Annotated in this window: 9 protein-coding genes; 3 read left to right on the forward strand and 6 right to left on the reverse strand. The window is 65.1% G+C overall.

Annotation, left to right across the window (positions count from 1 at the left end):
* Nucleotides 1-2: 2 nt before the first annotated feature.
* Nucleotides 3-1313, forward strand: a complete 1311-nt coding sequence (locus CVN68_RS09310; RefSeq protein ID WP_100281957.1) for a sugar MFS transporter — start codon at nt 3-5, stop codon at nt 1311-1313.
* Between the two features lie 6 nt (nt 1314-1319).
* On the opposite strand, the gene CVN68_RS09315 is transcribed toward CVN68_RS09310, so the two are convergent.
* Genes CVN68_RS09315 through CVN68_RS09340 form a run of 6 tightly spaced genes read right to left on the reverse strand, consistent with a single transcriptional unit; the run spans nt 1320 to nt 7787 of the window.
* Entirely contained in the window at nt 1320-2108 is a 789-nt protein-coding gene (locus CVN68_RS09315; RefSeq protein ID WP_100281958.1) for a FadR/GntR family transcriptional regulator, read from the reverse strand.
* Nucleotides 2109-2152: 44 nt separating this feature from the next.
* Nucleotides 2153-3661 carry an arabinosylfuranosidase ArfA gene (gene arfA, locus CVN68_RS09320; RefSeq protein WP_100281959.1) on the reverse strand — a complete coding sequence of 503 codons (1509 nt, stop codon included), beginning with the start codon at nt 3659-3661 and terminating at the stop codon, nt 2153-2155.
* A 13-nt stretch (nt 3662-3674) separates the two neighbouring features.
* The gene (locus CVN68_RS09325; protein ID WP_100281960.1) at nt 3675-4982 is read right to left on the reverse strand and encodes an extracellular solute-binding protein; all 1308 of its coding nucleotides are present in this window, start codon (nt 4980-4982) and stop codon (nt 3675-3677) included.
* Nucleotides 4979-5794: a carbohydrate ABC transporter permease gene (locus CVN68_RS09330; protein ID WP_233503658.1), complete on the reverse strand. Its 816-nt coding sequence runs from the start codon at nt 5792-5794 to the stop codon at nt 4979-4981. Before CVN68_RS09330 ends, CVN68_RS09325 begins: the two co-directional genes overlap by 4 nt.
* Complete coding sequence (locus CVN68_RS09335) at nt 5791-6693, reverse strand: carbohydrate ABC transporter permease (protein ID WP_100281962.1); 903 nt, start codon at nt 6691-6693, stop codon at nt 5791-5793. The genes CVN68_RS09330 and CVN68_RS09335 overlap by 4 nt, the downstream gene beginning before the upstream one ends.
* Entirely contained in the window at nt 6693-7787 is a 1095-nt protein-coding gene (locus CVN68_RS09340; RefSeq protein ID WP_100281963.1) for an ABC transporter ATP-binding protein, read from the reverse strand. The genes CVN68_RS09335 and CVN68_RS09340 overlap by 1 nt, the downstream gene beginning before the upstream one ends.
* A 148-nt stretch (nt 7788-7935) precedes the next feature.
* Here CVN68_RS09340 and CVN68_RS09345 point away from each other — a divergent pair, with 148 nt between their 5' ends.
* Complete coding sequence (locus CVN68_RS09345; RefSeq protein WP_158298806.1) at nt 7936-8544, forward strand: invasion associated locus B family protein; 609 nt, start codon at nt 7936-7938, stop codon at nt 8542-8544.
* Nucleotides 8545-8600: 56 nt separating this feature from the next.
* Nucleotides 8601-9149: a dihydrofolate reductase family protein gene (locus tag CVN68_RS09350; RefSeq protein ID WP_233503659.1), complete on the forward strand. Its 549-nt coding sequence runs from the start codon at nt 8601-8603 to the stop codon at nt 9147-9149.
* The last annotated feature ends 64 nt before the right edge of the window (nt 9150-9213 follow it).

Here is a 9213-nt window from a genome sequence, read left to right on the forward strand (position 1 = left end):
CCATGCCAGCCGTTCCCGTTCAACCCCGTGCCGGCGCCTCGGGCGCGGGCGCGCCCTATGGGGCCGCATTGTCGATGCTGGCCACATTGTTCTTCATGTGGGGGTTCATCACCGTCATCAACGGCACGCTGCTGCCGCATCTGCGCAGCGTAATGGTGCTCAGCTACGCGCAGACGACGTTGATCGAGAGCGTATGGTTCATCGCCTATTTCGTCGCCTCGATCCCCTCGGCCAAAATCATCGAGCGGATCGGCTACAAGAAATCGATGGTCACCGGGCTGATCGTGATGGCCGTGGGCGCATTGATCATGATTCCGGCGTCTATGCTGCTCTCTTATTACGTCGTGCTCACTGCGATGTTCATCATCGCATCGGGCATCGCCTTGCTCCAGGTCGCCGCCAATCCCTATGTCGCAGTGATCGGCCCGGCCGATAGCGCGTCGTCGCGGCTGAACCTCGTCCAGGCGTTCAACTCGATGGGCACTACGCTCGCGCCCTTGTTCGGCGCCTATCTGATCCTCGGTCGCAGCGTCTCGGGCACCACCGAAGGCGGCGCGGCGGCGCTGACGATGGAGCAGCGTCTCGCCGACGCGCAGACGGTGCAGCTTCCCTATCTGATCGTCGCGGTGGTGCTGATCGTGCTTGCCGTCGTGATCGCGCGCTTCAAGCTCCCTGCGATGGGTGCCGCGGTCTCGCGCCACTCGCGCGAAGCCCGCAAGAACCACTCGCTGTGGCAGCACCGCAACCTCGTTTTCGGTGTGCCCGCGATCGCGATCTACCTGATCGCCGAGATCGGCGTCGGCAATCTCTTCGTCAACTTCGTCTCACAGCCCGAGATCGGCAATCTGACCCACGAGCAGGCTGGTCACTATCTCTTCCTGCTGTGGGGCGGGATGATGGTCGGCCGCTTCCTCGGCGCCTTCCTGATGCGCTCGGTCAAGCCCGAGACGGTACTCGCCGTCGCCAGCGCGCTGGCCTTCGTGGTGATGATGATCACCACCTTCGCGCACGGCCCGATCGCGATGTGGTCGCTGATCTCGGTGGGTCTGTTCCACTCGATCATGTTCCCGACGATCTTCACGCTGGGCATCAAGGGCCTCGGCCCGCTGACCGAGGAGGGTTCGGGCCTGCTCATCATGGCGATCGCCGGCGGCGCTCTGGTCTATTTTCAGGGTGAGTTCGCCGACGCTTACGGTCTCCAGACCTCGTTCATCATCTGCGCGATCTGCGAGCTCTACGTGCTGTTTTATGCATTGTGGGGATCGAGGGTCACCAATGCGCTCGCCGACGAGCCGGCGACAGCCGCCGAATAAGAGGGACTATCCCGCCGCGGTCTCGCGGCGGGAACCTCTGGTGAGTTTGAGCTTGGGGGCTTTGCTGCGCGTCGTATCCAGAAACGCCATGTCGACCAAATGCGCCATCGCCGCGTGCGCACCCTCGGGGTCGCTCGCCGCGATCGCGTCGAACACGCGCTGGTGATCGGGGACCGGATCGCGGCGCAGCGGGCTGTTGCGCTGCTTGAAGATCGTCGTCCACGCCACCGCCGCGCTGACACTGGTGGTGAGCGAAGTGATGAACGGATTGGCCGAGGCTTCGAGCAAGGCGGCGTGGAAATCCTGATCGGCGATCCGCCCCTCCTCCACCGCGAGCGTATGCTTCTCCATGCCCGCCAGCGCTTCGGCCATGCGCTCCAGCTGCGCGTCGGACCGCCGGTCGGCGGCCAATGCCGCGGCTTCGGGCTCGAAGATCTTGCGCAGCTCGAACAGGCTGAACAGCAATTCGTCGTCGGGCTCGAATTCGAAGATCCACGACAGCACGTCGGGATCGAGCAGATGCCATTTCTCGCGGTCGCTGACCCGGGTGCCGGTGCGCGGGCGGCTCTCGACCAGCCCCTTGGCGGCGAGGATGCGCAATGCCTCGCGATACGCGGTGCGCGAGACGTGGAGCCGGTCGCTCGCGGCCACTTCGTTGTTGAGTATCTCGCCGGGCTTGTAGCGCCCCGAGACGATCAGGATGCCGAGATCGCGCGCGATCGTCCCGTGCAGGCGCAGCGATTTGCGCCGCGCCCGGACGTTCAGCGGTTTGGCAGTCTTGACCTTTGCAACCATCGCTCGATCCTAGCGCTGCGAAGGGGCCGGGTACAACATAAGGATCATTGCGGCCACGTCACGAACACGTTCCACGAAAGCGGCTTGAGCACGGCGCGGAGAACACCTTCCTCGAACCCGGCGCGTGGATGTGCCGCCGGCGCCACTTCGTCGGGCTCCTCCTTGCTGTTGATCGCCTTCAAATCCTCATGATGCAGTTCGTGCGCCTCGCCGAGCATGCGCGCGCCCATGCCGCGAAGCTCGACGTCGAGCGTCATCTCCTCGTCGAGGCTGCGGTTGAGCGCGAACACCGTCAAGGCGCCGGTATCGGGATCGTGGAGGATCGAAGTCACCAGCATCGGCGCCGATGGATATTTGCCGGCGGAGAAGCTGTCGGTGACCACCTTGGCGCGCAGCACTTCGCCGCGGCCCCAGCGGGCCGCTTGTGCAAAGGGATGGAAGATCGTCTGGCGCCACGCCGGCCCGCCGGTCTCGGTGAGGATCGGCGCGATCGCATTGACCAGCTGGGCGAGGCACGCCGATTTCACTCGATCGGCATTGTTCATGATCGTGATCAGCGCGCCGCCGATCACCAGCGCGTCCTCGAAATTGTAGATCTCGTCGAGCAGGTCCGGCGCCTGCGGCCAGCCGGGTTTGCGCAGATGCTCGCCGTGATGCGATTTGTACCAGACGTTCCACTCGTCGAGCGACAGCATGATCCGCTTCGAGGACCGGCGCTTGGCGGCGATCGCATCGGCAATGGCAGTCACTTCGGTGATGAATGCCTGGAGATGATCGACCGCGGTCAGATATCGGGCGATGTCGTCATCGTCGTTGCGGAAATATTGATGGAGCGAGATGTAGTCGACCTGCTCGAAGCAGTGGTCGAGCACGGTATATTCCCACGCCGCGTAGGTGGGCATGTCGAGATGTGAGGAGCCGCAGGCGGCGAGCTCGAGCCCGTCGCAGGTCCAGCGCATCATCTTGGCGGTCTCGGCGGCGACCCGGCCATATTCCTGCGCCGTCTTGCTGCAGGTCTGCCACGGCCCGTCCATCTCGTTGCCGAGGCACCAGAATTTGATGTCGTGCGGCGCCTCATAGCCGTGGCTGCGGCGCAGGTCGGAATAGTGCGTGCCGCCCGGATGATTGCAATATTCTAGGAATTGCTGCGCCTCGGCCGGCCCGCGCGTCCCGAGATTGACTGCGAACATCGGTTCCAGCTCGGCGAGGCGGCACCAGTCGATGAACTCGTTGGTGCCGAACTGGTTGGTCTCGGTCGAACCCCAAGCGAGATCGAGGCGCACCGGCCGCTCCTCCTTCGGCCCCACTCCGTCTTCCCAATTATAGCCCGAGACGAAATTGCCGCCGGGATAGCGCACGATCGTGACTCCGAGCTCACGGGTGAGATCGAGCACGTCGCGGCGGAAGCCGTTCTCGTCCGCGGTCGGATGGCCGGGCTCGTAGATGCCGCCATAGACGCAGCGCCCGAGATGCTCAACGAAGGTGCCGAACACCCGCCGGTCGAGCGAAGCGACAGTGAAATCGGGATCGGCGATTACGCGGGACTTGAGCATTCGGGGCTCCGCTTCAGAGGTTGTCGAGCACGGCGTTCACGCGGCGCTCCATATCGGAAAGGGTGCGATCGATCGGCTTGGCACCGGAGATCGCCGCCGCGGCCTCGGTGCCGACGATCGTCTCGATCGGGAACTGGCGACGCACGTCCTTGGGCAAAGGCTGCGCGGTGGTGGCGAGGATCGCGAGATTGTCGCGGTGCGGCAATGCGCGCCATTCGGCACTCTGGATGATCGCCTGAAACGCGGGCAGATGGCCGGTCCGCGCCCAATGCTTTGCATGGGTTGCGAAGAATTTGAGGAAGCGTATGGCGGCGGCGCGCTGCGCAGGGCTGCGGCGGCTGTTGCGCGGCATCACCCAATTGTGCCCGTCGGCAAAGGTGGCTTCGCGCTGGAACAGCCGGGGATAGGGCATGACGGTGTAGCCGCCATTGGCGAGCGCACCGCTGGTCTTGCGCGATTCCGCGTCGAAGGTGCCGACCATCCAGGTGCCGACGAGAAACACGCCGCCGTCGCCACCCAGGAACCCCGACACCGCGGCGCTGTAATCCTGGTTCTTGGTGGTGAAGTCGCGATCGTAGATCGTCTTGAACAACTGGATCGCGTTGCGCGCCTCCGGCGTACGGAAATTGGCGCGTCCGCCGACAAACGGCTGGCCGTTCTGCTGCATCACGAAGGTGTAGAAGTTGCGGGTGAAGCCGGCATATTCGTTGGCGGCGCCCTGGACGAGATAGGGTTTTCCGGTGCGCGCGCGGAACTGCTCTGCCTGCGCGAACAGTTCTTGCGGAGAGCGCGGCAGGATCGGCGTGCCGTGCCGCACCAGCCCCGCTTTGCGGAACAGGTTCATGTTGATGTGCCACAGCGGCGCCCAGGTATCGATCGGCAGACCCCAGGCATGGCCGTCGACGGTAACGGCAGCGCGCGCGGCGCCGGTGAAACTGGCCGGCGGGGCGCCGATCGCGGCAAGCTCCGCATCGAGCGGCTCGAGCAGATTGCGTGCCTGATAGTCCGGGATCACCGAGCCATGCATCGTCACCAGATCGGGGGCGTCGTTGGCCGCGAGCTGCGCGGTCAGCTGGTCGTAGCCGGGCCAGAACACGATATTCTCGACCACATCGATATCAGGATTCTCGGCCTCGAAGCGATTGATCATCGCGGTCATGATGCCGCATTCGCCCTCGGCCCTGGCGATGTCGGTGACCCGGCCATATTCGGCCTCGCATGCGCCGAAGAAGCGCTGGATCACCAGCCGCGTCTTGTCCGGCTTCGCGTCCGTGCAACCGGCGAGCAAGGCCGCCAGCGCCAACAGCCACCCCAGTCTCATCGCCCCGCCGCCCCGGCCACGGCCTGGACGATGTATTTCTGGAAGAACAAATAGACGATCAGCATCGGCGCGCCGGCGAACACCGCCTGCGCCATCAGAAAGCCGAGCCCCTCGGTCTGCGCGAAGTTCATCTGCGTCGAGGCGACACCGACGGTGAGCGTGAACATGTCCTTGTTGGTCGCCGAGATCAGCGGCCACCAATAATCGTTCCACGCATGGAGGAAGGTGAAGATGCCCAGCGTGGCCTGCGCGGGGATCGTTAGCGGCAGCAGCAGCCTCCAGAAAATCGTGAAGCGCGACGCGCCATCGAGCAAGGCCGCCTCGTCGATGTCCTTGGGGATCGCGCGGAAATATTGAGTCATCAGGAACACGCCGAAGGGCGCGGAGAGGCCTGGCAGAATCAGCGCCGGATAACTGTTGTGCATGCTGAGCCAGCTGAACATCTGGTGCCGCGCGATGATCACTGCCTGTTCGGGCACCGCGAGCCCGAGCAGCACCACCACGAAAAGCACGTCGCGCCCGCGAAATTCCAGCCGAGCGAAGCCGTAGCCGGCAAGCGACGCCAGCACGAGCACGCCGGCGGTCATCCCCAGCGAGACGATCAGGCTGTTGAGGATCCAGCGGAACACCGCGCCGTTGCCGAACAGATTGCGATAATTATCGAGCGTGTAGCGCCCGTTGAACACCGAGGCGGTGTCCGCCATCAGTTCGCTATTGGCCTTGAGCGAGAGCGCGAACACCCAGAGCAAAGGCACGAGCATCAGCACCGCGGCAAGCGCCACCAGCGCGACGGCGAGGCGGCTCCGCCTCACGCGACTTCCCTCCGCGACGAGATGCGGTACTGGATCATCGCGGCGATCAGGATCATCGCGAACAGGACCTGTGCCGCCGCCGCGGCATAACCGAGCTCCCATTGCCGCCAGCCGGTCTCGTAGATGAACAATACGATCGGCCGCGTGGCATTGTTGGGCCCGCCGAGCGTCATCAACTGCGCCTGGCCGAACAGCTGGAACTGCAGGATCACTTCGATGATGATGACGAGGAAGAAGGTCCGGCGGATCGCCGGCAGGGTGATCCGCGTGAGTGTCGTCCAGCGCGAGGCATTGTCGAGCGCGGCGGCCTCGTAAAGACCGCGTGGCACTTGCTGGAGCGCGGCGAGGAACAGCACCATCGGCAATCCGATGCACCACCAGATCGTCGTCACCGCGATCGCCGGCATTGCCAGCTTTTCGTCGTTGAGGAAGGCGATGGGGGTTTTGCCGAGCGCCTCCGCGGTCACGCCGAGCAGCCCGCCATCGGGCAGGAAGACCAGCCGCCACACCAAAGTGACGACGGTGACCGACAGCACGGTCGATGCGAAGAAGATCGTCCGCAGCACCGCCGCCCAGCGTTCCTGCCGGTTGAGCACCAGCGCCAGCCCGAGCCCGGCGAGCGTGAGGAAGGGGACGGTCAGCAGCACGAAAATGAAGGTGTTGGCCACCGTCTGGAGGAAGATCGCATCGCCGAACAGGCGGACGAAATTGGCGAGGCCGACCCAGCGTTCGGTTCCGAACAAGTCGCTTTTGGTGGTCGACAGCCACATTCCCATCGCCAGCGGGATCACCAACATCACCAGGAAGACGAACAGATAAGGCGCGACGAACAGCGCGTTGCGCCAGTCCCCGCTCCCGCGCAGCTTCGGAGCGGGCACGGACGCGACGATCGTGGCCATCAGCGCATCTCCGCGCGGTGGTGGCCAAGCCCGGCGGCGTCGAAGAGATGCGCGGCGGCCGCGTCGATCGTGAGGCCGATGCGATCGCCCGCGCGGACCGAGGACACGCCGGCATCCTCGGCGACCAGCCGCGAACCGTCGCTCAGCAGCGTGTGGACGAGCGTGCGCTCACCGAGCCGCTCGACGATTTCGACGATACCGTGAATCGCTGCGTCCTCGCCCGCGGTCACGCACACGGTCTCGGCACGCAGCCCGAGCGTCATCGGCCCTTGAGGCAGGCGCTCGAAAGGAATGGCGGTATCGATGATCGTGCCGTCGCCCAGCCGCACCTTCGCGGCGCCCGACACACCGGCTTTGACCGCGACGGGCAGAAGATTGATCCGGGGCGACCCCACGAAGGCCGCGACGAACTGGGTCCGTGGCCGCAGATAGATCTCCATCGGAGTGCCGACCTGCTCGATCCCGCCGGAATTGAGCACGACGATCCGATCGGCGAGCGTCATCGCCTCGACCTGATCATGCGTGACGAAGATCATCGTCGCGCCCAGCCGGCGGTGAAGCTGGGCAAGCTCGAGCCGGGTGCGGACGCGCAGCGCCGCGTCGAGGTTGGAGAGCGGCTCGTCGAGCAGGAACAGCTCGGGCTGTTTGACGATGGCCCGGGCGATCGCGACGCGCTGGCACTGGCCGCCCGAAAGCTGCCCCGGCTTGCGCTCGAGCAAAGCCTCGATCTCAAGGCTCGCCGCGGCGGCCGCGATTCGGCTGGCGATCTCGGGTGCAGGTACGCGGATATTGCGCAGCCCGAACGCCATGTTCTCGCGCACGCTGAGATGCGGATAAAGTGCGTAATGCTGGAACACCATCGCGACGCCGCGCGCGCCGGGCGGCAAGTGATCGACTCGCCGCTCGCCGATACGGATCTCGCCGCTGTCGACGGTCTCCAGCCCCGCGATCATCCGCAACAGCGTGGATTTGCCGCAGCCCGATGGGCCGAGAAACACCGCGAACTCGCCCGCAGGAATGTCGAGCGACAGCCGCTCGATCACCGTGACGGCACCATATGCCTTGCCGACCTCGGCCAGCTGTACGCCCGCCAAGCATTCTCTCCTTATGAATTGTCTGATGATTGTGGGGAAATCTGAGGCGTGTCAACGACCAATGCGAAGATGCCGCCGGCGCGATTGGAGCAGTTCGGCGTTGACCGGCAACGTGCGGCGACTAGGTTGCTCCCGAGGGGAGAATGAGATGAACGAGATCGCAGCATTGCTAGCGGCGGGGGCGAGCTGGATGGCCGTGAATGCCGGGCAGATCCAGACCGCGCCTGCGCAAGCCCCTGCCCCCTCCAAGGCGCTTGTGCAGCCCGCTGGACCGGCGTGGCAGCTGGTCTGCGCGCCCTCCGTAAGTCCCACGCCTTCGCCGGCTCCGGCTGCGAGCCAGCCGTGCAGCCTCGTGCAGAACCTGCTGGCCGGTGAACAGAAGCAGCGGCTGCTGACGGTTATCCTCCAGCGCACGCCGCAGGCCGGGCACAATATGACCGTCGCGCTGCCGCACGGCGTGTTGTTCCCTCCGGGCGTCAGCCTTCAGGTCGACGAGACGGCGGAGAAGCCGCTCGTGGTGCAGACCAGCGACCAGAACGGCGCCTATACCGGCACCGCGGTCGATGCGGCATTGCTGACCGCGCTGCGCGGCGGAAAGACGCTCAAGATCGGCTTCACCGCCGGCAACGGCCAGCGGATCATCGTGCCGGTGACGCTCAAGGATTTCCCTGCGGGGCTCGCCGCGCTCGACAAGAGCCCCCTGCCCGCCGTGCCCAAGCCGGCCGCGCCCGAGCCCGCGCCGGCAAAACCGAAATAACCAGATCCGCCTGGGTGTTCTCCAATTGTAGGGTCTAGATTCGCCGCATGGGACTATTGACCTTCAGCATCAACCTAACCCTGGACGGCTGCGTCGACCACGAGGAGGGAATTGCCGACGACGAGACGCACGCCTTCTTCACTCGCCTTATGGACGAGAGCGGGGCGATGCTGTGGGGTCGCGTCACCTACGAGATGATGGAGAGCTACTGGCCGGCAGTCGTCCGGGGCGACGAGGAGGCGCCGCCGGCGATACGCGAGTGGGCGGTCAAGCTGGAGGCCAAGCCGAAATACGTGGTGTCGTCGACGCGAAAGGCCTTCCCGTGGATCAACAGCCACCACATCGCCGGCGACCTGCGCACGAGCGTGCAGAGGCTCAAGGACGCCAACCCCGCCGGCGTGCTCCTGGGTAGCGGCAAGCTCGCGACCGAGCTGGACCGGCTGGATCTGATCGACGAGTATAATCTCCTCATCCACCCCAGGATCGCCGGCCACGGCCCAACCCTCTACCAGAGCGGGCTGACCGGCACGCGACGGCTCGAGCTGATCTCGGCCACCCCGTTCCGCAGCGGCGCCGTCGCCATGCATTACCGGCGCGCCCGCTAATCCATGCATCCCGTCATTTTGGGGCGAAAGCGGGGTGCAGGTACAATGATGTTCGAGAGATCCA

It is taken from the genome of Sphingomonas psychrotolerans (assembly GCF_002796605.1).
GTDB classification, from domain to species: domain Bacteria; phylum Pseudomonadota; class Alphaproteobacteria; order Sphingomonadales; family Sphingomonadaceae; genus Sphingomonas; species Sphingomonas psychrotolerans.